This window comes from Streptomyces sp. NPDC006516, from assembly GCF_040611875.1.
GTDB lineage: Bacteria > Actinomycetota > Actinomycetes > Streptomycetales > Streptomycetaceae > Streptomyces.
Window position 1 is genome coordinate 90683 of record NZ_JBEXPD010000016.1, and the last position, 24926, is coordinate 115608.

Below are 24926 nucleotides of genomic sequence, written 5' to 3' on the forward strand. Positions count from 1 at the left end.
AGGTGCCTCCCGTGGAGCCTCCCCTTCCCCGCCCCGACTCCCCTCCCCACCGCAGACACCGCATCACCCGTACGCGTGCGCTCGTCGGCGCACTGACGGCCGGGCTGCTCGCCGCAGGCGGGCTCGTCGCCCTCAGCCCCACCTCGCAGGCCGCCACCGCCCGGCAGGCGGAGGCGCTCGACCGCGGTGTCGTGAGCGTCCACACGGACAGCGGCAACCTCGTCAGCTGGCGCTGGCTCGGTACCGACCCCGACAACGTCTCCTTCAACGTCTACCGGGCCGGCACCAAGGTCAACGCCTCGCCGGTCACCGCGTCGACCAACTACTTCCACTCCGGCGCGCCCGCCACCGCCGACTACACGGTGCGGGCGGTCGTCAACGGGGTGGAGCAGGCCGACTCGGTGCACGCGATCCAGTTCCGCGCCGGGTACAAGGACGTTCCCATCAGCCCGCCCTCCGGAGGCACCACACCCGACGGGGTCGCCTACACCTACGAGGCCAACGACGCCTCCGTGGGTGACCTGGACGGCGACGGCGCCCTCGACTTCGTACTGAAGTGGCAGCCCACCAACGCCAAGGACAACTCCCAGTCCGGCTACACGGGCAACACGATCATCGACGGGGTCCGGCTGGACGGCACCAGGCTCTGGCGCATCGACTTGGGGCGCAACATCCGCTCCGGCGCGCACTACACGCAGTTCCAGGTGTACGACTACGACGGTGACGGCCAGGCCGAGGTGGCGATGAAGACCGCCGACGGCAGCGTCGACGGAGCAGGCAAGGTCATCGGGAGCTCTTCCGCCGACTACCGCAACTCCTCCGGCTACATCCTGTCCGGCCCCGAGTTCCTGACGATGTTCAACGGGAAGACGGGTGCCGCGATGGGCACTGTCGACTACGTCCCCGCGCGCGGCACGGTGTCCTCCTGGGGCGACTCGTACGGCAACCGGGTCGACCGCTTCCTCGCGGGCACGGCCTATCTGGACGGCGCGAGGCCCTCCCTGATCATGGCGCGCGGTTACTACACGCGCAGCGTCATCGCGGCCTGGGACTGGCGGGGCGGCGCCTTCACGCGGCGCTGGACCTTCGACACGAACAGCTCGACCAACACCGGCAAGGGCTACGACGGCCAGGGCAACCACCAGTTGTCCGTCGCCGACGCCGACGGTGACGGCAAGGACGAGATCATCTACGGCGCCATGGCCGTGGACGACAACGGCAGCGGGCTGTGGACGACGAAGAACGGCCACGGCGACGCCATGCACGTGGGGGACCTCGACCCGTCCAGGGCGGGTCTCGAGGAGTTCAAGGTCGACGAGGACAGCTCGAAGCCGTCCTCGTGGATGGCGGACGTCAAGACCGGTCAGATCCTCTGGTCCACCCCGGCGAGCGGCGACAACGGGCGCGGCGTGTCCGCCGACATCTGGTCCGGCAGCGCGGGCGCCGAGTCCTGGTCGTCCGTCGTCTCCGGGGTGCGCGGCCCGAAGGGCGACGTCGTCAGCAGCCGTAAGCCGTCCAGTTCGAACTTCCTGTCCTGGTGGGACGGCGACACCACCCGTGAGCTCCTCGACGGCACCCACATCGACAAGTACGGCACCTCGTCCGACACCCGGCTGCTGACCGGAGCCTCGGTCCACTCCAGCAACGGGACGAAGGCCACGCCCGCCCTCTCCGGCGACATCTTCGGCGACTGGCGCGAGGAGGTCGTCTGGCCGACCACCGACAACACGGCCCTGCGGATCTACTCGACGCCGCACGAGACCGGTACGAAAATCACGACACTGCTGCACGACACCATGTACCGCACGGGGCTCGCGTGGCAGAACACCGCCTACAACCAGCCGCCGCACCCCAGCTTCGCCATCGGGAGCGGCATGGCGACCGCGCCCCGGCCGGACATCACCACGCCGTAGCGCGACCGAGCGGGCCGTGGCCCCTCCCGAGGGGGCCACAGCCCGTTCGCGTGCGGTTCAAAAACTGGCCGTCAGCTGGGGCGGCTCGCCCCAGGGGCGCGACAGGATGTCGCGCAGCCGGCCGGCCTGGTCCCCGATGCGCTCGGCCAGGATGGCCTCTATCTCGGCGAGCATGATCTGCGCCCGCTCGTGGGCGCGGGCTCCGTCGGGGGTGAAGCGCACGATCCGGGACCGGGCGGAGTCCGGATCCGCCGTCTGGTCCAGCATTCCCATGCCGATCAGGCTGTGCACCGCCTGGTGCGTGGTCTGACGGGTGACTCCCATCCGGCGGGCCAGCTCGGAGATCGAGGTGCCTTCCGGATCGAGGGACGCGAAGACCGCCGCCTGCGCCGCGGTCACGGGCTGCTCACCCGCGGCCCGCATCCCGGCCAGCAGTGCGTCGTCGAACCAGCGCTTGGCTTCGCTGAGCAGCTGGGGCATGTTCCGTGCGGCGTCGGTCATCGTTCCTCGTGGGGCAGGGGGAGACCCGAGCATATCGACCGCTCGCCCCCGCGCGGCCCCCCGCCTGCCGCCCCGTCAGCGGGTGCGCCCGAGGGCGAACTCCACGGACGTCCCGAAGCACTCCGCGAGCCGCTCGTCGGAGATCCCGGTCCACAGATGCTGTGCGCCCTCGACCAGGCGCAGGTCGACGGACACCCCCGCCTCGCGCAGGGCCTCGGCGAGCCGGACGCTCTGGCGGGCGGGAACCACGGTGTCGGCCGTGCCGTGCAGGAGGAGGAAGGGCGGGGCCTGCGCGGTGACGTGCGCCACGGGACTCGCCGCCCTCGCCCGCCCCGCGTCGGTGCCGGGCGCCGTGCCGAGGAGGAGCGCCTCGAAGGTGCCCGGGTCGTCGGGGTCGAAGGCACCCCCGTGGTCCTCGGCGAGAGCGCCGAGGTCGCTGGGCCCGTACCAGCACACGCACCCGCGCACCGGCGCGATGCCCATCGCCCGTGTGGTGAGCGCGGTGTGGGCGGCCAGGTGCGCGCCCGCGGACTCGCCCCACAGGACGGTCCGGGAGGCGTCGATGCCGAGTTCGCCCGCCCGGCCGTGCAGCAGGCGCAGCGCGGCGGCCAGGTCGTCCCGCTGCGCGGGGAAGTGCGCTTCGCCGCTGAGGCGGTAGTCCGGGCAGGCGACCGCGAAGCCGGCCTCGACGAGCCGGGCGAAGGGTCCGGGCCGCCACGACCGGAAACGGGGCCCCATGTCGTCCCGGAGCCCCGTGCGCCAGCCGCCGCCGTGCACGAAGACGACTACCGGGGCGGGCGCGTCACCTCCCGCCGGCAGCCACAGGTCCAGCTCCAGGGGCCGGCTGCCCCTGTGCATCTCGTACACCACGCCCCGCAGCAGCTTCACCCCGGGCGCGGGATGCGCCGCCGGCGGCAGCGGCAGTGCGGCGGGATCGGGCGGGGCCGGGAACTCGAAGGGTACGGGCGGGACATCGGGTGGCGTCATGGCCGGCCTTTCGTGAGGTGCGGGCGGGACAGCCTGTCAGCGGGACAGGCGGGGGAGCAGCCCTCGGGCGTTACGTGTCGTCAGCGCCGGCCAGGACGTGCCTTCCACCGGGTCCGGAGCGCCGGTGAACGCGGCAGCGTGGGCGACGGCGGCCTGCGCCGGGGTCCAGCAGTAGTCGCTGCCGTACAGCAGCCGTTCGGGCCTGGCGAGGTTGAGCAGAGCCGGCACCTGCCGGGGGAACGCCGGGCCGGCCACGTCGTAGTACAGCTCCCGCAACTGGGCCACCGCGTCCGGGGCACCGTCCTGGGACGGCATGAACAACCGCATGAAGCCGTTGATCCTGTCGGCCAGCACGGGCAGCGCGCCGCCGCAGTGCGGGACCACGACCTTGAGCCCGGGATGACGCAGCAGCGTACCGGCGAACAGCAGGTCGGTGACCGTCCGCGCGGTGTCGAAGACGAATTCCACCATCGGGCGCGGCCGGCCCAGTGCCGACTGCTCCCAGCACACCGGTGACGTGGGGTGCACGAACACCACGGCCTCACGGCGTCCGAGTTCGGCGAAGAGCGGTTCGAGGCGCTGGTCGCCCAGATAGACGCCGTGGGTGTTGGTCTCCAGGACGACGCCGTCCGCCCCCAGCACGTCCAGGGCGTAGGCGGCCTCCGCCAGCGAACCCTCTATGTCGGGCAGCGGCAGGGACGCGAAGAGCCCGAAGCGCCCGGGATGGTCGCGGACCGTCTGCGCGCCGTCCTCGTTGACCTCACGGGCGAGGGCACGCGCCGCCGCGTCGTCCCCGAAGTGGACCCCGGGGGAGGACACCGACAGCACGGCGGTGCTGATTCCGCCGCGGTCCATCAGCTCCAAATGCTCGGTGGCCGACCAGCTGGGCCATGCGGGGACGCCGTCGGGGAGTTCGTGGCCCGCGGCCCGTGCGCGGCGCACGTAGGAGTCGGTCACGAAGTGTGCGTGGACGTCGACGAGTCCGGGGTTCTCACTGCCTGCCATCGTGACTCTCCTGTGGGTGTTCACCCGGGCGCGGTGGGCGCCGGGTGCTGTTCGGGGCGGCGGGGGTGACCGGGTGGCCGGAGTCCCGCCGGGCGGACCTCTCCCGGCAGGCCGCGACACCGCGTTCGCCCAGGACGATGCCGAGGAGCCCGGTGAGGCCGATCAGCGGCGGCGCGGGGGAGGTGACGCCCATGAGCTGGTAGACGGCCCCCATCAGCAGACCGGCGGCGAGCGAGACGGCCGCCCCGCGCCACGCGGGCCCCGCGTCGCGCGCGCTCACAGGACGGCCGCCAGCAGTGCCTGACCCAGCAGCATGCCGAGCAGCCCGAACAGGGCCGTCGGCGGCGGCGCCGGGGACTTCACCCGGAGCACCGCGTACAGCACGCCTGTGAACAGGCCCGCGCCCAGCGCGCCGACGTAGGACATGGCCGTCACCCCTGGGTGCGCCACTGCTGCTCGGGCATGAAGCGCACATCGAACCGCTGCGGCACCGTGCCGAACTTGTGCGGCTCGGGCACGAAGGGCTCGCGCGGCAGGGTCAGCTCATCGGTCGGCGTACCGAGGTTCTCGAAGAAGCGCTCGAAGGTCCCGCCCGGTCCCGCGGCCACACCGATGATCTGGCTGTTGTGGCGCTCGATCCGGTAGGCGTGCGGGCAGTTCTTCGGTACGAAACCGAAGTCGCCGGTGGTCAGCAGCTTCTCGTACTGCTCGCCCTCCTGGTCCTCGACGAAGAGCCGCGCGGCGCCGCTGCCGATGTAGAAGACCTCGTAGGTGTCCGCGTGCAGGTGGGCGGGGATGATGTCGCCCTTCGCGCCTTCGACGGTGAAGAAGTTGAAGGCGTTCTCGGTCTGCTCCCCGCCGGCGTAGACGGTGACGAGGTCACCGAAGAGGTGGGCGCGGTCACCCATGCCCTTCTCGATGAAATACGGCTTGCCCGGCTCCGGGGGGATGTGGGAACGGGTGCGGTACGAGGTGGCGTACTCCATGGTCACGGCGGACCTCCGGGATCGGCTCCGATGGAATCGTCAGGCTACCTGACGTTTTTGTGGGCGTGAAGGGGTGGGGAACGGAGTCGCGGGGTGGCTCGGCCTGGGGTGAGGCCGGGCGCGACGGCCCGGGCGGTCTATTCCCCCGTGGCGGGATCGCGTCCGGTGAGGCAGTAGACGCCGCCAGCCGGGTCCCGCATCACCGTCCATCCGTCACCGTCGCCGACGAACTGCGCGCCGTGCCGCTCGTGCAGGATCCGTCCGGCTACGAGGTCCGAGCAGGCGAGGTCCGGATGGGCCGAAGCGGCGCGGGGCTCGTCCAGGCGCTGGACGAGCAGGCGCACCGGTACGCCTGCCGGCGGGCGCAGCACGTGGAACTCCCGGTGGTCGCCGGGGCGCGAGTCCCAGCCGGTCAGCTCCGCCCAGAACGCCACCTCGGCGTCGAACGCGGCGGGTGCCACGTCCAGGCAGAGCTGGTCCAGCCGGCTCGTCATGCCCTCCGGCTGCGTGACGACGGGCGGGCGGGTCCGCTGTCCGCGCCACGGGACGACGCAGAACGCCTGGCCGCCGGGAGAGCGCATCACGGCCAGCTCCGGGCTCGTCGACACGGACACTGCGCCCAACTGCCGCGCCCGGGCACCGAACGCGGTCATGTCCTCCACGGCGAAATCAGGATGGGCGCCGCCCGGCCCGCCCACGGCCTGTGTCACCAGGCAGGCGTCCGCCCCGTCCGGGGACAGTGTGGTGAACTCGCCCCGCTCGCCCCAGGGTGCGGAAGGAAGGGTCCCGGTGACCGCGCCCCAGAACGCGGTGGCGCGTCCGGCGGTCGGGGCGGGGCGGTCGACGAAGGCGTACGTCCAGAGGATCACGATGCTCCTTCAGGGGTGGCTCGGCCTGTCCGGCAGGTCACATCGTGTCAGGGGCGTCCCTCCCGGCCCCGTTCACCACTCGTTCACCGCTCGGCACCGTCGAGGGCGTTCCCTGGAACGTCAGGGGCATCTACGCTCGGCCGTAATCGATCAATGCTGTCCCGCGCCGCGCACCGAGCGGTACTGACAACGTTGTCCCCGCTACCGGAGGTATCCCGAGAACATGCCCTCCAGACCGTCCCCGGCCCGGCGGTTCACCGCACGGACCGCCGCTCTCGTCCTGACCGGGGCCCTGGCCGGGGCCGTCCTGCCCCCGGCCGCGCAGGCTGCCCCGCTCGTCGCGCACCCCACGGCCTACGTCGACCCGATGATCGGCACGGCCAACGGCGGCAACACCTATCCCGGCGCGGTCCGCCCCTACGGGATGATCGCCTGGTCGCCCACCAGCACCACCGGCGACCAGACGAGCACCGGGGCGGCCAACGGTTACGAGTACGGCGTGACCCGGATGCGCGGACTCAGCCTCACCCACGTCAACGGTGCCGGGTGCAACCCAGGCGCCGCGGGTGACGTGCCCATCATGCCGTTCGTCGGCGACGTCACCTCCTCGCCGTCGGCCGACTCCAAGGACGCCGTCTACGCCTCCGGCTTCTCGCACGACAACGAACGTGCCGTGCCCGGCCGTTACACCGTGGGGCTGGACTCGGGCGCCACCGCAGACCTGGCCGTGAGCGAGCGTGCCGGCGTGGCCGACTTCAGCTTCCCGGCCGACAAGCCCGCCAACCTGCTCTTCAGGGTGTCCAACTCCCTCAACGGCAGCGAGGACGCCGAGATCGAGATCGACACCGCCCACCGCAAGGTGACCGGCTCGGTCCTCACCGGAGCGTTCTGCGGCCGGCGTGCCAACGGCGGCACCAACAACCGCAAGAGCTACTACCGTCTCTACTTCAGCGCGTCCTTCGACCGCGACTTCGCCTCCACGGGTACCTGGCGCGACAACACCCTCGCACCGGGTGCGACCAGCGGCCGCGGCGGCGAGGGCTACGCCACGGGCGCCGACCGCGCCGGACGGGGCTCCGGAGGATGGGTCGGGTTCGACACCTCGGCCGACGACGACGTCCGCATGCGCATCGGCATCTCCTACGTCAGTCAGGCCGGGGCCGAAGCCAACCTCCGCAAGGAGATCGCGCCCAGGCGGAGCGTCGACGACGTGGCCCGGGCGGGAGCCGCCGCCTGGGACCGCGAGCTCGCCTCCGTACGGATCGGAGGCGGCAGCGACGCACAGCGCACCTCGTTCTACACCGCGCTGTACCACTCGCTGATGCAGCCGAACCTGATCAGCGACACCGACGGCCGCTACCCCGGGATGGACGGGAAGCCGCACCGTGTGACGCGCGGCCAGAAGGCGCAGTACAGCAACTTCTCCGGCTGGGACCAGTACCGCGCCCAGATCCAGCTGCTCGCGCTCCTCAAGCCCAGGATCGCGGGGGACTTCGCCCAGTCCCTGTACAACTTCGCACGGCAGAACGGCGGGGTCTGGGACCGCTGGGTGCACGTCAACGGCGCCACACACGTCATGACCGGTGACCCCACGGCCGCCACCCTCGCCACGTTCTACGCCATGGGTGTACGCAACTTCGACTACGAGGGAGCCTTCGAGTCGCTGGCCCGCCAGGCCACGGTGCCGCACCCCGACGGCCTCTCCGACGCGGGCTGCCCCGGCCAGTGCACCGGGCAGCGCCCCAACCTCGCCCAGTACCTGGAGTCCCACTACGCGGCCCAGGACGTCTGCCACTGCTGGGGCGGCGCGGCGGAGACACTGGAGGACGCGGTCGCCGACGCGGCGCTCGGCCGGTGGGCCCGGCTCCTGGGGCGTGACGAGGAGGCCGCCGCCTTCGAGGAGCGCGGCACCTGGTGGCGCAACGTCTTCAACCCCGAGGCCGGCGACGGCTCCGGGACCACCGGCTACATCCAGGCGCGCAACCTCGACGGTTCCTGGGTGACCCCGTTCAGCCCGGGCAGTGACCGGGGGTTCGCGCAGGGGACCAGCGCCACCTACACCTGGATGGTCCCGCAGGACGTGCAGGGCCTGGCCGAGGCCATGGGCGGCCGGGACATCGCGGCGAAGCGACTGGACGCGTTCTTCCACAAGGCGGACGGCTCCTGGTCGGTCAAGGGCGGTGACGCGCTGCGCTACGACCCGACCAACGAGCCGGGCATCCACGCCCCGTGGCTCTACAACGCGCTCGGGCAGCCGTGGAAGACGCAGGAGACCGTACGCGAGATCGTCGGCACGGTGTACGGCACCGGCCCGCGCGGTCTGCCCGGCAACGACGACCTCGGCACGATGTCGGCCTGGTACGTCTTCTCTGCCCTGGGCATCTATCCGCAGACGCCGGGCAGCGCCACCATGCTGCTCGGGGCGCCGCTCTTCCCGTCGGCCGTGCTCGACCGGTCGCAGGGCGGGGACATCACCATCAGCGCCCCGCAGGCCGATGCGACACATCCGTACATCGACGCGGTGGCGGTCGACGGACGGGCGAGCGACAGGTCGTGGACGGACGCCCGGCTGGTCACCAGGGGAGGTGCGCTGACCTACCGGCTCGCGGACCGGCCGAACACGTCCTGGGCCACCGGACCTGCGGGTCTCCCGCGGTAACACCCCGACAGAGCCTGGACCGGGACCCGGTGGGCGGCGAGGCGCCGGCCACCGGGTCCGGCATGCCCGGCGCCGGGCAGGAGCGAGGTCTCGATTTTCTATCGTTGAAAATTCTGCGTGCACGACCGTTGTCAGGTGTTTGAGGCTGTGGCTCAATGTTCGACTATGTGCAGTGCTTCGCGGTTCGGAGCACTCCGGCTTCTTCGACGAGGACGACGCCTTGATACGACAACTAGCCCGCCCACGCACGTTTTTGAGAACGCTCGCCTGTACGGCGGCGCTGCTGCTTCCCGTCGGGGCCGCCCTGGTCCCGACCGCCGCCTCCGCCGCTCCCGCCGCCGCTCCCGCCGAAGGGGCCGCCTCGGCATCGGCGTTCGTGAAGGACGACCCGTCCACCGAGCCGCACGGACTCAAGGGCGAATACTTCGCCATGTCCGCGCCGGGCGTCCGTGACTTCGCCGAGCTCGGCGCCACCGCGCTCGACCCGGAGATCAACTTCCCGGGTCTGACCGGGGCGTTCGAGTCGGCCACCGGCCGGACCGAGCACACCACCGCCCGCTGGACGGGGCAGATCTCGGCGCCGAAGGACGGCGACTACACCTTCTCCGCGATCGGTGACAACGGCTTCCGGCTCTTCATCGACGACAAGCCGGTCATCGACCACTGGGTGCCCGACTGGGACAAGGAGCAGACGAGCGCGCCCGTCGCCCTGAAGGCCGGTGAGCAGCACACCTTCCGGCTGGAGATGTTCCAGGACGTCGGCGGGGCGAACATGTTCCTGCGCTGGTCGAGTGCCGATCTCGCCAAGCAGATCGTGCCCGAGTCCGCCTTCACCCCGCCCGCCGACTTCGAGGTCTACCCGGTCGCGCTGAGCGTCGCCGAGAACGGTCTGAAGCTGCAGGCGACGTTCGACCACGACCTCAGCGGCGTCGAGGACCTGAAGGACCACCTCGAGGTCGAAGCGGACACGACGCCGATGCCCGTCAAGTCCGCAGTCAGGGCGTCCGGCAACCGCAAGGCGCTCGTCGTCACGCTGGACGCGGCCGTCCAGAAGGGCCAGCAGGTCCGGTTCGCGTACGACGGTCAGGGCGGCCTGAAGAACGGTGACGAGACCGTCCCGGAGATCAGCCGCAGGGCGAAGAACCTCTCCACGCACCGGCTGACCACGCCGTGGGGCGACAAGGTCGACCGCAACAACCCGCTGCCCGAGTACCCCAGGCCGCAGCAGGTCCGCGACGACTGGAAGAACCTCAACGGCCAGTGGGAGTTCGCGGGAGCCGCTGCCGGTGAGCAGCCCGTCTTCGGCAAGAAGCTCGACGAGCGCATCACCGTGCCCTACCCCGTCGAGTCCCAGCTCTCCGGGCTGGAGCGCCACGAAGACCACATGTTCTACCGCAAGCTCGTCACGGTGCCCAAGAGCTGGTCCGTCGGCAAGCGGGGCAGTGACGACCGTCTGAAGCTCAACTTCGGCGCCGTCGACCACCACGCGCGGGTCTGGGTCAACGGCGAGCAGGTCGCCGAGCACACGGGCGGCTACACAGCCTTCAGCGCCGACATCACCGACGCACTCAAGGGCAGCGGCCCTCAGGAGATCGTCGTCGCGGTCACCGACACCACCGGGGCCGACCAGCCGACGGGCAAGCAGTCCGCGAACCCCAGCGGCATCTTCTACACCGCGTCCTCCGGCATCTGGCAGACCGTCTGGATGGAGCCCGTCGCTCCGGCCGCGGTCGACTCGCTGAAGACGACTCCTGACATCGGCAAGGGCCGTCTCTCGGTAACGGTCAACTCCGAGAACGCGTCCGACTCCGCCAGGGTCACGGCCGTCGCCCGTGACAGGAAGGGCAAGGTCGTAGGGACGGTCACCGGTCCGGCCAACGGTGAGCTGAGCCTCCCGGTCGCCAGGCAGCACCTGTGGACGCCGGACGACCCGTACCTGTACGACCTGGAGGTGACCCTCAAGGACGGCCGTTCCAAGGACACCGTCGACAGCTACTTCGGTATGCGTTCGTTCGGCGTCGCCGAGGTCGGCGGCTACCAGAAGCTCGTGCTCAACGGCAAGCCGTTCTTCTCGCTCGCCCAGCTCGACCAGGGCTTCTACCCCGACGGCCTGAACACGGCGCCCAGCGACAAGGCCCTGGTCTTCGATCTGAAGGCGCAGAAGGACCTCGGCTTCAACTCCGTCCGCAAGCACATCAAGGTGGAGCCGGCCCGCTGGTACTACCACGCGGACCAGCTGGGGCTGCTGGTGTGGCAGGACTTCGTCTCCGGCAACATCACTGGTGAGAAGGGCCAGAAGGCCTTCCTCGACCAGGGCGCCGAGATGATGGAGCAGCTGCACAACTACCCGTCGATCGGTGCCTGGATCGTCTTCAACGAGGGCTGGGGCGAGTGGGACCGCACCGAGACCGGCAAGATCACCGAGAAGGTCCAGGCCGCCGACCCGTCGCGTGTCGTGAGTGCCCACAGCGGTGTCAACTGCTGCAACTCGAAGGGTGACTCCGGCAAGGGCGACATCATCGACCACCACGACTACAACAACACCGACCCGGCCTTCCCGGACGAGACGCGTGCCGCGATCGACGGTGAGCACGGCGGCTTCACCCTGCGCATCCCCGGCCGCATGTGGCCCGGTGCCCCCACCGCGATCTACAGCGGTGTCGCCGACAAGGACGCCCTGACCGCCAAGTACGTCGACAACACCCGCACGTACTACCTGGAGGCGGCCGGCGCCGAGCTGTCCGGCTCCATCTACACCCAGGTGACCGACCTGGAGAACGAGCTCAACGGCCTCTGGACGTACGACCGACGGGAGATCAAGGTCGACGCCGCCAAGGTGCGGAAGATCAACGAGGAGGTCATCGCGGCCGGAGCCGCCGCGGGCGAGCGCGACGAGGTCAAGGGCGGCGGCGCCTGGTCCCTGGACGAGAACAGGGGCACCACGGCGGCCGACAGCGGCCCCAACCACAAGGACCTCACCCTCTCCGAGGGCACGTCCTGGGCGCCGGGCGTCCGGGGTTCGGCGCTGAAGTTCGACGGCGAGGGCCAGTACGCCCAGACCGAAGGACCGGTCGTCGACACCACCGGTGACTACACCGTCTCGGCCTGGGCGTCGCTGGACGCGCTGCCGGGCAACTACGCCACCGTCGTCAGCCAGGACGGCCGACGCCAGGAGAACCCGTTCTACCTCCAGTACGGGCAGGGCGGGTTCGCCTTCTCCACTCCGGGCGCCCACCGCGCCCGGCTGGAGATCAAGCCCGAGCTCGGCCAGTGGTACCACCTCGTCGGCGTGCGCAGCGGTGACGAGATCAAGCTGTACGTCGACGGCGAACTCGCCGCCACCGCGGCGGCCGGTACCGCCGACGTGAGCACCGGCGCGCTGTCCGTCGGCCGTGCCAAGTGGGGCGGTGCGAACACCGACTTCTGGAACGGCTCCGTGGACCAGGTGAAGGTGTACGACAAGGCGCTCACCGACCAGGAGGTGACCGCGCTGCACGACGGCGAACAGCCGTAGGGCCCCGGCCCGGACGACCGCTCCCGGCGGTGCGAGCGACAGCGCCGCACCGCCGGGAGCGCGGGCACATCCGCATCCGGGTCACACGGGGGAGACAGCGGCTCCGGTGCTCTCCCTGACCAGCAACCGGTGCGGGACGACGACCCGGCGCGCCGGCAGGGCGTCGAGCCGGCCGAGTACGCGTTCGGCGAGGCATTGCACCGCGCGCTCGGCGATCTGCTCCCGGTCCGGGGCGATCGTGGAGAGCGACGGGGTGGAGAACCGGCCGTCCTCGATGTCGTCGAACCCCATCACCGCCAGGTCCTCCGGCACCCGCACGCCCTGTTCGGCCGCCACACGCAGGGCCCCCAGGGCCAGTTCGTCGCTGAAACAGAAGACGGCGTCCGGGCACTCGGGCAGGAGCAGCAGTTCACGCAGGGCTCGCGCGCCCTCCGCACGGTGCAGATCTGCCACCTCGATCTCGGCCACCGGGCTCAGCCCGGCATCCTCCAGCCCCAGCCGGAAGCCCTCGGCACGCAGTTCGGCCGTGCCGTGCCCGAGTGCGGACTGCAGCCCGATCGCGGCGACGCGCCGGCGGCCCAGCGAGACCAGGTGCCGGGCGGCGGCTCGCGCCGCCGCCACGTTGTCCAGGGCGACATGGTCGATCGACCCGAGCGGGTCCAGTTCACCGAGGACGACCAGGGGCAGGCTGCCCGCGAGTGAGGCGAGTTCGGCCGGAGGCGTTGACCAAGGGCTGACGATCATCCCGTCCACCTGCTGGCCCTTCGAGCCGTCGAGAAGCCGTCTCTCCAGATCCGCCCGCCCGCCGGTCCGCTCCAGGAGCACCGTCCAGCCGCGCGCCTGGGCCGCGTCGATGAGAAGACCCGTCAGCGCCCCGAAGTAGGGGGAGTGGATCTCGGGAACGACCAGTCCGATGAGCCCGGTGCGCCCCTGCCTCAGATTGCGGGCGGCGAGATTGGGGCGGTACCCCAGTTCCTCCACCGCGGCCATGACCCGCGCACGCGTGTCCGGGGCGACGGCGGCCGTGTTGCTCACGACGTTGGAGACGGTCCGCACGGACACGCCCGCGAGCTCGGCGACGTCCTTGAGTCTCGCGGCCACGGTGCTCCTGTCCCTTTGTGCGCGGGGCGGCGGACCGCGCCCTCTGCGCAGTGACCGTAACAGGTGGTGCCCCACTTCGTGCGCCACCACTCTTGCCACGTTGGTTGCAACGTTGCAACATGGGTGGCGGCGCACGTCGCTTCCTGTGGTGGACACACCACTGAGGCACGGCTGTCGCGCTCCGGCTCCTCGATGAAAGGACACTCCCATGCATGAGGCCGTCACCTCCGCCGCTGTGGTCCCGCACCCGGACGCGGCTGTTCGGGACCTGTACACGGCTGGGATCACCGCGCACCGGGGCGCCTTCGCCCCGGAGTGGGCCGACCGGATGCGGGAGGACATCGACATCGCCTTCGCCGAGGCCCGCGGCCGGGAGGGCGGAGCCGTCGGCAGGGGCCCCCACCGCTACTACGTCGAGATCCACCCCGAGCAGTTGCGCGGCTTCGTGGAGCTCGTCGACCACCCGTGGGTCCGGAGCGTGTGTGAGGCCGTCCTCGGCGCCGACTACCGGATCGTCGAGCTGGGCTTCGACGTGCCACTGGCAGGGGCCGTGAACCAGCCCTGGCACCGGGACTTCCCCATGCCGGACGCCACCCGCCACCACCGCAGGCTGACCTCGCTCGCCTTCAACCTCACCGCCGTCGACACGCGCGAGGACATGGGTCCCTTCGAGATCGCGCCGGGTACCCAGTGGGACGACGACGCGCGCTTCGGGCACGCCATGTTCCCGCCCCGCGAGGACTACCCCCGCTACACCGCGCTCGCCGAGCGCAAGTACCCGCAGCGGGGCGACATCTCCGCCCGCTCCGCCCTGACGATCCACCGAGGCACGGCGAACCACTCGCCCGACCCCCGGCCCGTGCTGGTGCTGGGCGTGGACGCCCCGGGCGCGGGCAACGACGCCCAGCACGACATGGCGGTCACACGGGAGTACTGGGCATCGCTGCCCGGCCGGGTCCGGGCCCATCTGCACTGCCCGGTGGTGGAGGAGCTGACGCCCATCGTCCAGAAGCACACCATCGAGGGCCTCGTCATGGGGGACGCCTGACGGGAAGGGGCCCGGCGGCCTGGTCAGGGGCGACGCCCGGTGGGAAGGGGTCCGGCGGCACGGAGGCAACCGGACCCCGGTACTCACCTCACGGTGCCCAGGGCGCCTCCACCGCCCACGTGGTGTCCTCGGTGAAGGTGGCCGCGTTGTCCCAGGCATGACCGCCGCCGGGCGTGGCCAGCCACACCTCGGAGCCGATGTGGCGCAGATAGCTGCCGGGCAGATTGACGCTCGTCAGCCGTACTCCGCCCGAACCCGCGACCGTGCACCAGGTGGCGTCGGCCTTGAAGAGCGCCGAGCCGTCGCTCGCGTCGCGGCGGACCCGGAAGTCCCGGTGGCGAAGGTACTCGCCAGGGTAGTTGCGGGACTCGAACGAATAGCAGTTGCTGTTCGCCAGGCCCGTGACGACCTTCCAGGTGGCGTCGTTCTTCAGCAGCGCGCCGCTGCCGCTGTCGACGACCGCGGTGTAGGCGAGTGCCTCGGAATGGCGCAGGTACTTGGTGGTGTGCCCCGGCGTAGTGACCCGGAGGGACCTGTACTGGCCGGTGGGCAGGGTGACCGGCGGCGCCGGCGTCCTCGACGCCTGGATGAGGGCCTGGTTGGCGGCCTTCACCCGGGCGGTGTCCACCTTGACCACCTGCCGGTCATAGGTGAGCAGCCCGTTCGCCTCGTTCTCGACGTCGGTGATCTCCGTGTAGACCGAGGCGGAGAGCCCCGCCGGCAGCTGGCCGATCCGGATGGCGTCGAGCAGTCCCACGAAGCGGTTGTTCAGCGCGGCGATGCTCGCCTGGTCCTCGTAGCTGAAGCCGCCGCCCGGGTACCACTCGTGGCCGGAGACCTTGTAGCCCAGGCCGCCGAACTCGCCGAGTACCGCGGCACGCGTCGCCGTGGGCGCGGTGTTGCCCGGGCCGACGTAGATGTGGTTGTCGACGACGTCGCCGTTGCCGCCGTCCACGGAACCGCAGCAGTTCACCCCGCTCATGTTGTTCACCAGCCGGGACGGGTCGTAGGCCTTCACCTCGTCGGCGATCCTGGCCTGGTCGTACTGCCCCCAGCCCTCGTTCTGGTTGACCCACATGACCACCGAGGGCGAACTGCGGTGCTGGTCGATGATCGCGTGGTACTCGGCCTCCCACTGGGCCCGTGCCGCACTGTCGGGCGTCTTGCCGGTGTCCATCGCCGGCATGTCCTGCCAGACGAGGAGGCCCAGCTTGTCCGCCCAGTAGAACCAGCGCTGCGGCTCCACCTTGATGTGCTTGCGGACCATGTTGAACCCGAGGTCCTTGTGCGCCTGGAGATCGGACTTCAGCGCGGCGTCGGTGGGAGCCGTGTAGATGCCGTCCGGCCAGTAGCCCTGGTCGAGCGTGCCGGTCTGGAAGACGAACTTCCCGTTGAGGACCGGGCGCAGGATGTTGTCGACCTTCGCCACCGCGATGGACCGCATGCCCGCGTAGCTGCCCACCGAGTCCACGACGGCCGTCCCGTCCAGGAGTTCGGCGCGCACGTCGTACAGGAACGGGTCCTCCGGACTCCACAGCCGCGGACTCGGGACGGGCACCGAGATCTCGCTGCCGGGGGTCCCGGTCGCCGTGCCCACGACGGTGCCGCCGCCGGACACGGTGACCCGTGCGGTCCGGCCGGCCCCGGAGGCCGCCTGCACCTTCACGCGCAGGGTGCTGTTGCCGAGGTTCGGTGTCATGTCCAGACGTGTGACGTGCGACGCCGCGACGGGCTCCAGCCAGACCGTCTGCCAGATGCCCGAGGCGGCGGTGTAGAAGATCCCGCCGCCCGCGTGCGGGTTCACGTCGTTGATGCGCTGCTTGCCGACGGCCTGGCCGCCGGTCTGCGTCGGGTCGTAGACGGAGACGACGAGGGTGTTCGTACCGCCGTTCAGCTGAGGTGTGATGTCGTACGAGAAGGAGTCGAAGCCGCCCTTGTGGGCGCCGACCTGGGTGCCGTTGACCCAGACCGTGCTCTGCCAGTCGGACGCGCCGAAGTTGAGCACGACGCGGCGGCCGTTCCAGTTCGACGGCACGGCGAAGGTGCGTTTGTACCAGAGCTTGTCGTTCTCGGTGATCTTCCGCTTGATGCCGGAGAGCGAGGACTCCGCGACGAACGGGACCCTGATCTGTTCGGTGAAGGCCGCGGGCTGGCCCGCGTCACGGCCGGTCACCGCGAAGTCCCAGATGCCGTTGAGATTCGCCCAGTCGGGGCGGGTGAGCTGCGGGCGCGGGTATTCCGGAAGAGGGTTGTCGACGGGCACCTGGTTGGTCCAGGGCGTCGACATGGGTGCCGGCTTCGGTGTCCAGGCGGCGGGTGCGGCAGAGGCCGGGGAGGTGCCGGCTCCCACCAGTGCGGTGGCGAGCAGCGCCAGCAGGCCGGTGCCGGCGGCTAACCGTCTCCACCAGGTGCGAGGGCGCGGTGCGGATGCGGATGTCATTGCGGGATCTCCTCGACGGAGGGAAGGACTTCCCGCTCCGGAGCGGCGCGGGAAGTGTCCATGGGGGTCGCGGACCGGCTCTCAGATCAGCTGCCAGAGATGGTCCGCCGTGCCGTTGTCGTCGTACTGGACGACGTGGGCGCTGTCGGCTGTGGACATGAGGTCCACGCCGAGCAGCTTGCCGGAGTGCCGGTTGCGGATGCGGTACCAACCGTCGCCGTCGGGCACGAGCTGCCAGAGGTGGTCCGCGGTGTCGTTGTCGTCGTACTGGACGACGTGGGCGCTGTCGGCTGTGGACATGAGGTCCACGCCGAGCACCTTGCCGGAGTGCCGGTTGCGGATGCGGTACCAACCGTCGCCGTTCGGCACCAGCCGCCACAGATGGTCGGCCGTTCCCGTGTCCCCGAACTGGACGACGTGGGCGCTGTTCGCGGTCGACATGAGATCCACCCCCAGCACCTTGCCGGAGTGCCGGTTGCCGATGCGGTACCACCGGTCCGCGAGCCAGGCGGCCGCATCCGGGTTCGCTGTCGGGAACGACGTGATCCGCAGCCGGGCGGCTCCCATCGGGACGAGCGTGACCTCCTCCACCGGCTCGGCGCTGCGCGCGGGGCTCTGCTGGAGTGGCGCCACCACGTGCTCGTCGTCGGCGCTCCACTCCGGGATGCGGCGGGCGCGTGCCGTCATGACGAGCGGGGTGTTCTCGAGTGTGAAGGGGTTGTCGCCGGGGGTGAGGCGGGTGGAACGGCGGCGCGAGGAGAGGGCCGGGCGGGCCCCGTCCAGGACGAGGCCGTAGTTCCACGGAGTCGTCGCGTGGACGGCGTACTCCGGGAACTGCTCGGTCCCGCCGATGCGCTCGTACGACTCCCCTATGCGCAGGGAGTACGTGAGCGGCCCGTGGTCCACGCTGACCGAGCCCTTGTTGTCCGTCCAGGTGCGCACAACGGTCCGCTGCGGGAAGCGCAGTGTGACCTTGTCGCCGTGGGCCCAGGTCCGCTCGATGCGGGTGAAGGCGGGGCCGGCCGGGGCGGTGACCCGCTGACCGTTGACCCTGATGTCCGGCTCGGCGCACCAGGCGGGAACGCGCAGCGCCAGGGGGAAGCGCAGGGGGCGCGGGGCCGTGAGGGAGAGCGTGACCGTGTCCGTGAAGGGGTAGTCCGTCTCCTCGGTGAAGGTGACCTCCGTGCCGTCGGCGACCTTCGCCGTGACCTCGCAGGCGGCGTACATCGCCGCGGCGAGACCACCGTCCGGCGTCGCGAGCCAGAGCTCCTCGACGAAGCAGGGCCAGCCCATCCCGTAGTTGTGCGGGCAGCAGCGGTACTGGTCGACGCCGGGCAGGAAAGCCTGCATGGCGAATCCGTTCTGGAACTGCCGGTCACGCTTGGGCACGTTGTCCAGGTCGACGCTGTTCGCGCTGGTGACGTAGTGGATCGCCTTTCCCGACGGGTCCAGCGAGGCGGGCAGCGAGTTGAAGGCGAGCTCCTCGCAGCGGTCCGCCCACAGCGGGTCGCCGGTGATCCGGGTGAGCAACTGGTGACTCGCCATGAACTCCACGATCCCGCAGGTCTCGAAGCCCTGCCGGGGGTCGCCGTGTCCCGGCCGGGCCTTCTCGTCCCCGGCGAAGCCGCCACCGGGGAACTGCCCGTACAGGGCCATGGCCTTGGCGTAGGTCCCGTACGTGTCCCGGGTGTCCTGCGGCGAGCCGCTGCGCAGGGCGTACTGGGCGGGCTCGCGGAAGCCCTGCGCGATGTTGACGTTGTGCGGGTCGACCAGGTTGTCGCCCCAGTCGGCGCCGTACCGGTGGATCTTGTCGGCGAGATCGAGCAGGAAGGTGTCGCCGGTGCGGTTGAACAGCCAGTACACGCTGTCGAGGCCGTCGCCCCAGCGCAGCGCGATCCAGCTGGTGTCGAACGCCCCGGGGCCCTGCGCGTTCATGTAGCGGAAGAACCTGCTGAGGAACGGGATGATCCGGGTGTCGCCGTCGTACTCCTGCCAGGAGCGCAGTGCCTGGATCAGGGGCAGGAAGGGCCAGAAGTCCGGGCCGCCGTTCAGCGAGGTACGCAGGGACTTCGGGCCGAAGAAACCGTCGGACTGCTGTGTGGTCAGGATCGCGTCGATCCATCTGCGCGTGGCGGCCAACGCCGTCGCGTCCCCGGTGACGATCGCGAGGTCGGCGTATCCCCTGAGCCAGTAGGGGACCTCCTCCCAGCCTGCCCGGTCGGGGCGGACCCATCCGGAGGCCTGGAAGTCGAGGAAGTGCGAGAACTCCTCGTAGCGGCCGCAGAGTCCGTCCAGCTGGAGCCTGAGCTGGCCGGCGAGCCAGCCCCGGGGTGTGACCCGCCCCGGCGGCAGCCTGAGGAACGCCGTCGGGTGCAGCGGGGCGGCGCTGGGGGAGTAGTGGCCTCCGCGCGACGGTGCCGCCACGCCGTCGGCGGCGGTCGCCGTGGTGGCCCAGCGGCCTGCCGCGGTGGTCGCGGCGGCGGTGACCAGAGCGCCGGTCACGAGTTGTCTGCGGTCCAGGGGCATCGTGGGGACTCCGCTTCTGCTCTGCAGGACAGGGAGAGGCGACCGACCCGGACCGGGCCGGCGCATGACGAAGGTGGCTGCCGCGTCCGGCCTGATGACGCGGCACCGTTCTTCCAACGTTGCAAAATTGATGTCGGCGGTATGACAGCACGCGGTCAAGTCAGTGTCCAGGGGTGGCGCAGCACCTGTTGCCTTGCGGGGTCCCGCCGTGCGCGCCGAAGACCCCGGTCGCCGGGTGACACAGTTTGGAAACGCAGCGGCAACTCTCTTGCCGCTTCCGCCGCCTTGCTTATATAACGTTGTAAACCGAGCCGCCGAGAGGCCGCCCAAGGCCCTCATGACCGAAGTTTCCGCAGCTGGAAGCGGGTCGTGAGGGAGTCAGCGTCATCCGCCGCCGAGCGGCTGACGTGCCGTCCCGCCATGCCTGACCACACGCCGAACGGTGTGCCGTCACCTCGCCAAGGAGCGTCCCGCGCATGATGACCCAGCGTCGATCCCGTACCCTCGCCGCGGCCTGCCTGCTTGCCGCCACCGCCACGCTGGCCGTTTCCGGCTGCTCCAAGTCGGAGACCACGAACAGCGCGGGCGGTGACAGCAGCCAGGGCGCACAGGCGGCCAAGTCCCCCGAGGCCGCCTCCGGCCCCGGCTGCTCGCTGCAGAGCTACGGCGCGCCCAAGATCGACCTCAAGGACGCGGTGGTCGGCTTCTCCCAGTCGGAGAAGGAGGCCAACCCGTTCCGCATCGCCGAGACCCAGTCCATCAAGGACGAGGCCGCCAGGATCGGCGTCAAGAAGCTGCTCACCACCAACGCGCAGTCCCAGCTGTCCAAGCAGATCAGCGACATCCAGGACATGCTCTCCCAGGGCGCGCAGTTCCTCATCATCGCCCCGCTGAACTCCGACGGCCTGGAGCCCGCGCTCAAGGCCGCCGCGGCGAAGAAGGTCCCCGTCCTCACCATCGACCGCAAGGTCAACTCCAAGGCCTGCGAGGACTACGTGGCCTTCCTCGGCTCCGACTTCGTCGAGCAGGGCAAGCGGGCGGCCGACGCGATGATCAAGGCGACCGGCGGCAAGGGCAAGGTGGCGATCCTCCTCGGTGCCTCCGGCAACAACGTGACCACCGACCGGACCAAGGGCTTCGTCGACCAGATCGCGGCCGAGGCCCCCGGCATCGAGATCGTCGCCCAGCAGACCGGCGAGTTCGCCCGCGACAAGGGCCAGCAGGTCATGGAACAGCTCATCCAGTCCAAGCCGGAGATCACCGCCGTCTACGCGGAGAACGACGAGATGGGCCTCGGTGCCGTCACCGCCCTGAAGGCCGCCGGCAAGAAGCCCGGCAAGGACGTCAAGATCGTCTCGGTCGACGGCACCCGCAACGCCGTCCAGGCCTTGGTCAACGGCGAGTACAACGCCGTCATCGAGTCCAACCCGCGCTTCGGGCCGCTGGCCTTCGCCACGGCCCAGAAGTTCTACGGCGGCGAGGAGATCCCCGAGAACGTCATCATCTCCGACCGTGCCTACGACGAGACCAACGCCAAGGAATCGCTCGGCGGGGCGTACTGATCCGCGCCTGAACCCACCGGCCCCCGCCGCCGTGGCCGCCCGCACCGGGCCACGGCGGCCTTGGGCCCTCCCCCCTTGGACAGCGGAAGGCCAAGAAGACCCATGGCACCACCCGAAGCAACACCTCACGCACCCGCGGAGGCCGCCGCCACGGCCTCCGGCGTGCTCGAAGCCCGCTCGGTGAGCAAACGGTTCCCCGGCGTCGTCGCCCTCGACGACGTCTCCTTCTCCCTGCGCGCGGGGGAGACCCACGCACTGGTCGGGGAGAACGGCGCGGGCAAGTCCACCCTCATCAAGGTGCTGACCGGTGTGTACCGGCCGGACGGTGGCGAACTGCGGATGGCCGGCGAACCGGTCAGGTTCGCCCGCCCGTTCGAGGCGCAGCAGGCCGGGATCTCCACGATCTACCAGGAAGTCAACCTCGTCCCGCTCATGAGCGTGGCGCGCAACATCTTCCTCGGCCGCGAACCCAGGAACCGCGTCGGCCTCATCGACTTCACCCGCATGCACAGGGAGACGAGCGAGCTGCTCGACGGTTTCGGCGTACGCGTCGATCCGCGCCGCCCCCTGCACACCCTCGGCATCGGCACGCAGCAGATGGTCGCCCTCGCCCGGGCCGTGTCCGTCAACGCCCAGGTCGTCATCATGGACGAACCCACCTCCTCGCTCGAACCGCGCGAGGTGGAGACCCTTTTCCGGGTCATCGGCAACCTGCGTGACCAGGGCATCGCCGTCCTCTACGTCAGCCACCGCATGGACGAGCTCTACCGGATCTGCGACCGGGTCACCGTCCTCCGCGACGGCCGCCACATCCACACCGGCGACCTGGCGGACCTCGACCGGATGCAGCTCGTGTCGATGATGCTCGGCCGCGACCTCTCCGAGGTGCGCCGTTCGGGCGTCACCAGCTTCGCCGCCGAGGGCCACGAAGCGGCCCGCACGCCCGTCCTCACCGCGACCGGGCTCACCAGCCGCCTCCAGCTCCACGACATATCCGTGTCGCTGTACGCGGGTGAGGTGCTCGGCCTCGGCGGGCTGCTGGGCTCCGGCCGCAGCGAGACGGCGAAGGCGCTGTCCGGCGCGCTGCCTCTGGACGGGGGCGAAATCGCGGTGGACGGGGTCCCGTTGAAGCGCCTCACCCCGGCCGCCGCCATACGGGCAGGCATCAGCCTGCTGCCCGAGGACCGCAAGGCCGAGGGGATCGTCCCGGGTCTCTCCGTGCGCGAGAACATCGTGCTGGCCGCCATGCCCCGTCTCTCCCGGGCCGGTGTCGTCTCGCGCGCGAAGCAGGACCGGATCGTCGACATCTTCATGAAGCGCCTGCGGATCAAGGCGTCGAGCCCCGAACAGAAGGTGGGCGAGCTCTCCGGAGGCAACCAGCAGAAGGTCCTGCTGGCTCGCTGGCTGTGTCTGGAACCCAAGGTCCTGCTGCTCGACGAACCCACCCGGGGCATCGACGTCGGAGCCAAGGCCGAGGTCCAGAGCCTCATCGACGACCTCGCGCGCGAAGGCCTCGCCGTCCTGCTCATCTCCTCGGACATCGAGGAACTCATCGAGGGCGCCGACCGGATCGTCGTCCTGCGCGGCGGAGCCGTCGCCGGCGAGCTGTCCGGCGACGACGTGGCCGAGGACCGGCTGCTCGAAGTGCTCGCCGACCACGCACCGCAGCCGGCGGACAGGGCCCCGGCCGCCCAGGAGGACCTCCGATGACCCAGACCGCCGTCGCCCCGCCCACGAAGGGCGACACCCCGCACAAGCCCGCGAACCCCCTGGCCAGGCTGCGTGATCCCGCCTGGTACCAGAGGTACGGCGTCTATGTGGCCGTGGCCGTGGTGCTGCTCTTCAACGCGCTGTTCACCGACCACTTCATGACCACCGACAACTTCCGCACCCAGCTCGTCCAGGTGGCGCCGATCGTCATCGTCGCCCTCGGCATGGCCCTGGTCATCGGCACCGAGGGCGTCGACCTGTCCGTCGGCTCGACCATGGCGCTCGCCGCCGCGTTCCTCCCTCTCTACCTCGGATACGGGCTCGTGCCCGCGCTCGTCGTCGCGCTGCTGGCAGGCGCGGTCGTCGGAGCGGTCAACGGCGCTCTGGTCTCCCTCGTCGGACTCCAGCCCATCGTCGCCACACTCGCCCTGTTCGTCGGGGGCCGGGGACTGGCCCTGGTCATGGCCGACGGCCAGCTCAAGCAGATCGTCAACCCCGACCTGCTGTCGCTGGGCACCGGTTCCTTCCTCGGCATACCGCTGGTCGTCCTGATCGCCGGCGTACTGGCCGTCGCCGTCGCCTTCCTGGTGCAGCGCACCACGTTCGGCCGGCAGATCGTCGCAGTCGGAGGCAACCGCTCGGCCGCCGCGCTCGCGGGGCTGCCCGTCAAGCGGGTCCTCATCGGCGTCTACGTGCTCTGCGGAGTGCTCGCCGCGCTGGCCGGAATCCTGGCCACGGCCAGGCTGACAGCGAGCGACCCCTCCTCGCTCGGCACCCTCATGGAACTCTCCGCCATCACGGCGGTCGTGGTCGGCGGCACGCCCCTCAACGGGGGATCCGTCCGGGTTCTCGGCACCGTGGCGGGCGCCCTGCTGATGCAGCTGCTGCGCGCCACCCTCGTCAAGCACGACCTGCCCGACTCCACCGCACAGATCGCCCAGGCGGCCATCATCATCGCCGCCGTCTACGTCGCCCGGGAGCGTCGGTCCCGATGAACGAAACCAAGCCCGTCACCGTCGCCCCGGCCCCGGCCGCGGCACCACGGAAATCGACCGCGCCCCGCCCCTCGGACGGACCCGAGCAGAGCGGCCGGCAGCGCGTCACCGAACTCCTGCAACGCCAGGGCGTCCTCGCCGTCCTGCTGACCGTGGTGATCGCCGCCTCGTTCATCTACCCGAGCTTCGCCACCCTGGACAACGCGCGCGGTGTCACCATCCAGGCGTCCTTCCTCGCCGTGGTCGCGCTAGGCATGACGATGGTCATCATCACCGGCGGCATCGACCTGTCCGTCGGATCGGTCTTCGCCCTCGGCGGGGTCCTCGCGGCCTGGGCCTCCCAATGGGGCATCCTCGCCGCCCTGCTGCTGCCACTCCTCGTCTGCGGCGCGATCGGCCTGCTCAACGGGCTGCTGATCGCCCGGGGCAACATGGCGCCGTTCATCGTCACCCTGGCCACCCTGCTGGGTGCGCGCGGCCTGCTCCTGGCCCTCACCGACGAGGGCGCCACCACCTACCTGGTGCCCAAGGGCTCAGCCTTCGGCGAGCTCGGCCAGGGCAGCGTCTGGGGGTTCGGCTACCCGATCCTGATCGCGCTGGTGCTCTTCGGAGCAGGCGGGATCGTCCTCCAGCGCACCTCGTTCGGGCAGACGCTCTTCGCCGTCGGCGGCAGCAGCGACGCGGCCACCCTGATGGGCCTGCCGGTCGCACGCACGAAGATCCTCGTCTACACACTCAGCGGCCTGCTCGCCGGACTCGCCGGCGCCCTCAACGCGGCCAGGCTCTCCTCCGGCGTCACCATCGTCGGTGTGGGCATGGAACTCGACGCGATCTCCGCCGTCGTCATCGGCGGCACCCTGCTCATCGGCGGGGCCGGGTCGATCAGCGGCACGCTCTGGGGTGTCCTGCTGCTGGCCGTCATCCAGAACCTGATCAACCAGATCGGCTCGCTCAACTCCTCCTACCAGTCGGTGGTCAGCGGAGGTTTCCTTATCGTTGTGGTGGTGGCCCAGCGCTATCTGGCGCGCAGTCGCAGAAGCACCTGACGACGAGCCGCCCGCCGAGGGCCGGACCACAGACCAAGCCGAGCCGAGCCGAACCAAGGAGTGC

At 70.6% G+C, this 24926-nt stretch carries 18 protein-coding genes; 8 read left to right on the forward strand and 10 right to left on the reverse strand.

Translation table 11 applies throughout. The features are described 5' to 3' along the window. Positions 1 to 11: 11 nt before the first annotated feature. Positions 12 to 1913: a rhamnogalacturonan lyase gene (locus tag ABZY45_RS31035; protein WP_356745345.1), complete on the forward strand. Its 1902-nt coding sequence runs from the start codon at positions 12 to 14 to the stop codon at positions 1911 to 1913. Between the two features lie 57 nt (positions 1914 to 1970). On the opposite strand, the gene ABZY45_RS31040 is transcribed toward ABZY45_RS31035, so the two are convergent. From ABZY45_RS31040 to ABZY45_RS31070, 7 genes are all read right to left on the reverse strand, one after another. Further along, on the reverse strand, positions 1971 to 2414 hold the full coding sequence (locus ABZY45_RS31040; protein WP_356745347.1) for a MarR family transcriptional regulator: 444 nt from the start codon (positions 2412 to 2414) through the stop codon (positions 1971 to 1973). Positions 2415 to 2489: 75 nt separating this feature from the next. Beyond that, positions 2490 to 3401, reverse strand: a complete 912-nt coding sequence (locus ABZY45_RS31045) for an alpha/beta hydrolase (protein WP_356745349.1) — start codon at positions 3399 to 3401, stop codon at positions 2490 to 2492. A 36-nt stretch (positions 3402 to 3437) separates the two neighbouring features. Then, on the reverse strand, positions 3438 to 4406 hold the full coding sequence (locus tag ABZY45_RS31050; protein ID WP_356745351.1) for an amidohydrolase family protein: 969 nt from the start codon (positions 4404 to 4406) through the stop codon (positions 3438 to 3440). Next, positions 4393 to 4686, reverse strand: a complete 294-nt coding sequence (locus ABZY45_RS31055; protein ID WP_356745353.1) for a DUF1427 family protein — start codon at positions 4684 to 4686, stop codon at positions 4393 to 4395. The genes ABZY45_RS31050 and ABZY45_RS31055 overlap by 14 nt, the downstream gene beginning before the upstream one ends. Then, positions 4683 to 4832: a DUF1427 family protein gene (locus ABZY45_RS31060; RefSeq protein WP_356745355.1), complete on the reverse strand. Its 150-nt coding sequence runs from the start codon at positions 4830 to 4832 to the stop codon at positions 4683 to 4685. Before ABZY45_RS31060 ends, ABZY45_RS31055 begins: the two co-directional genes overlap by 4 nt. 5 nt (positions 4833 to 4837) lie before the next feature. Next, positions 4838 to 5398: a quercetin 2,3-dioxygenase gene (locus tag ABZY45_RS31065; RefSeq protein WP_356745357.1), complete on the reverse strand. Its 561-nt coding sequence runs from the start codon at positions 5396 to 5398 to the stop codon at positions 4838 to 4840. Positions 5399 to 5529: 131 nt separating this feature from the next. Next, positions 5530 to 6264 (reverse strand): VOC family protein, encoded by a 735-nt coding sequence (locus ABZY45_RS31070; protein ID WP_356745445.1) that lies wholly within the window; start codon positions 6262 to 6264, stop codon positions 5530 to 5532. A 220-nt stretch (positions 6265 to 6484) separates the two neighbouring features. Between ABZY45_RS31070 and ABZY45_RS31075 the strand changes: the two genes are divergently transcribed. Both ABZY45_RS31075 and ABZY45_RS31080 read left to right on the forward strand, forming a co-directional pair. Further along, positions 6485 to 8920: a GH92 family glycosyl hydrolase gene (locus ABZY45_RS31075; RefSeq protein ID WP_356745359.1), complete on the forward strand. Its 2436-nt coding sequence runs from the start codon at positions 6485 to 6487 to the stop codon at positions 8918 to 8920. Positions 8921 to 9092: 172 nt separating this feature from the next. Further along, on the forward strand, positions 9093 to 12434 hold the full coding sequence (locus ABZY45_RS31080) for a LamG-like jellyroll fold domain-containing protein (RefSeq protein ID WP_356745361.1): 3342 nt from the start codon (positions 9093 to 9095) through the stop codon (positions 12432 to 12434). Between the two features lie 81 nt (positions 12435 to 12515). Here the strand turns inward: ABZY45_RS31080 and ABZY45_RS31085 are convergent, their stop codons facing one another. After that, positions 12516 to 13535 carry a LacI family DNA-binding transcriptional regulator gene (locus tag ABZY45_RS31085; RefSeq protein ID WP_356745363.1) on the reverse strand — a complete coding sequence of 340 codons (1020 nt, stop codon included), beginning with the start codon at positions 13533 to 13535 and terminating at the stop codon, positions 12516 to 12518. A 208-nt stretch (positions 13536 to 13743) separates the two neighbouring features. Here ABZY45_RS31085 and ABZY45_RS31090 point away from each other — a divergent pair, with 208 nt between their 5' ends. Then, on the forward strand, positions 13744 to 14583 hold the full coding sequence (locus ABZY45_RS31090) for a phytanoyl-CoA dioxygenase family protein (RefSeq protein ID WP_356745365.1): 840 nt from the start codon (positions 13744 to 13746) through the stop codon (positions 14581 to 14583). 88 nt (positions 14584 to 14671) lie between these two features. On the opposite strand, the gene ABZY45_RS31095 is transcribed toward ABZY45_RS31090, so the two are convergent. Together ABZY45_RS31095 and ABZY45_RS31100 are read right to left on the reverse strand one after the other, a co-directional pair. Next, positions 14672 to 17023, reverse strand: coding sequence for an AbfB domain-containing protein (locus ABZY45_RS31095; RefSeq protein WP_356745367.1), 2352 nt, complete (start codon positions 17021 to 17023; stop codon positions 14672 to 14674). A gap of 81 nt (positions 17024 to 17104) precedes the next feature. After that, positions 17105 to 19549, reverse strand: a complete 2445-nt coding sequence (locus ABZY45_RS31100) for an RICIN domain-containing protein (protein WP_356745369.1) — start codon at positions 19547 to 19549, stop codon at positions 17105 to 17107. A gap of 476 nt (positions 19550 to 20025) precedes the next feature. Between ABZY45_RS31100 and ABZY45_RS31105 the strand changes: the two genes are divergently transcribed. From ABZY45_RS31105 to ABZY45_RS31120, 4 genes are all read left to right on the forward strand, one after another. Next, entirely contained in the window at positions 20026 to 21111 is a 1086-nt protein-coding gene (locus tag ABZY45_RS31105) for an ABC transporter substrate-binding protein (RefSeq protein ID WP_356745371.1), read from the forward strand. A gap of 102 nt (positions 21112 to 21213) precedes the next feature. Next, complete coding sequence (locus ABZY45_RS31110) at positions 21214 to 22821, forward strand: sugar ABC transporter ATP-binding protein (protein WP_356745373.1); 1608 nt, start codon at positions 21214 to 21216, stop codon at positions 22819 to 22821. Next, a complete protein-coding gene (locus ABZY45_RS31115; RefSeq protein WP_356745375.1) occupies positions 22818 to 23816 on the forward strand; it encodes an ABC transporter permease in 999 nt (332 codons plus the stop codon). Before ABZY45_RS31110 ends, ABZY45_RS31115 begins: the two co-directional genes overlap by 4 nt. Then, positions 23813 to 24862, forward strand: coding sequence for an ABC transporter permease (locus tag ABZY45_RS31120; protein WP_356745377.1), 1050 nt, complete (start codon positions 23813 to 23815; stop codon positions 24860 to 24862). The genes ABZY45_RS31115 and ABZY45_RS31120 overlap by 4 nt, the downstream gene beginning before the upstream one ends. Positions 24863 to 24926 lie beyond the last annotated feature (64 nt).

Bases quoted from the DNA above. Each gene is read 5' to 3' on its own strand.
- ABZY45_RS31100 (WP_356745369.1), bottom strand. From the start codon at position 19,549: ATGCCCCTGGACCGCAGACAACTCGTGACCGGCGCTCTGGTCACCGCC.
- ABZY45_RS31050 (WP_356745351.1), bottom strand. From the start codon at position 4,406: ATGGCAGGCAGTGAGAACCCCGGACTCGTCGACGTCCACGCACACTTC.
- ABZY45_RS31090 (WP_356745365.1), top strand. From the start codon at position 13,744: ATGCATGAGGCCGTCACCTCCGCCGCTGTGGTCCCGCACCCGGACGCG.
- ABZY45_RS31105 (WP_356745371.1), top strand. From the start codon at position 20,026: ATGATGACCCAGCGTCGATCCCGTACCCTCGCCGCGGCCTGCCTGCTT.
- ABZY45_RS31040 (WP_356745347.1), bottom strand. From the start codon at position 2,414: ATGACCGACGCCGCACGGAACATGCCCCAGCTGCTCAGCGAAGCCAAG.
- ABZY45_RS31045 (WP_356745349.1), bottom strand. From the start codon at position 3,401: ATGACGCCACCCGATGTCCCGCCCGTACCCTTCGAGTTCCCGGCCCCG.
- ABZY45_RS31120 (WP_356745377.1), top strand. From the start codon at position 23,813: ATGAACGAAACCAAGCCCGTCACCGTCGCCCCGGCCCCGGCCGCGGCA.
- ABZY45_RS31095 (WP_356745367.1), bottom strand. From the start codon at position 17,023: ATGACATCCGCATCCGCACCGCGCCCTCGCACCTGGTGGAGACGGTTA.
- ABZY45_RS31075 (WP_356745359.1), top strand. From the start codon at position 6,485: ATGCCCTCCAGACCGTCCCCGGCCCGGCGGTTCACCGCACGGACCGCC.
- ABZY45_RS31115 (WP_356745375.1), top strand. From the start codon at position 22,818: ATGACCCAGACCGCCGTCGCCCCGCCCACGAAGGGCGACACCCCGCAC.
- ABZY45_RS31110 (WP_356745373.1), top strand. From the start codon at position 21,214: ATGGCACCACCCGAAGCAACACCTCACGCACCCGCGGAGGCCGCCGCC.
- ABZY45_RS31060 (WP_356745355.1), bottom strand. From the start codon at position 4,832: ATGTCCTACGTCGGCGCGCTGGGCGCGGGCCTGTTCACAGGCGTGCTG.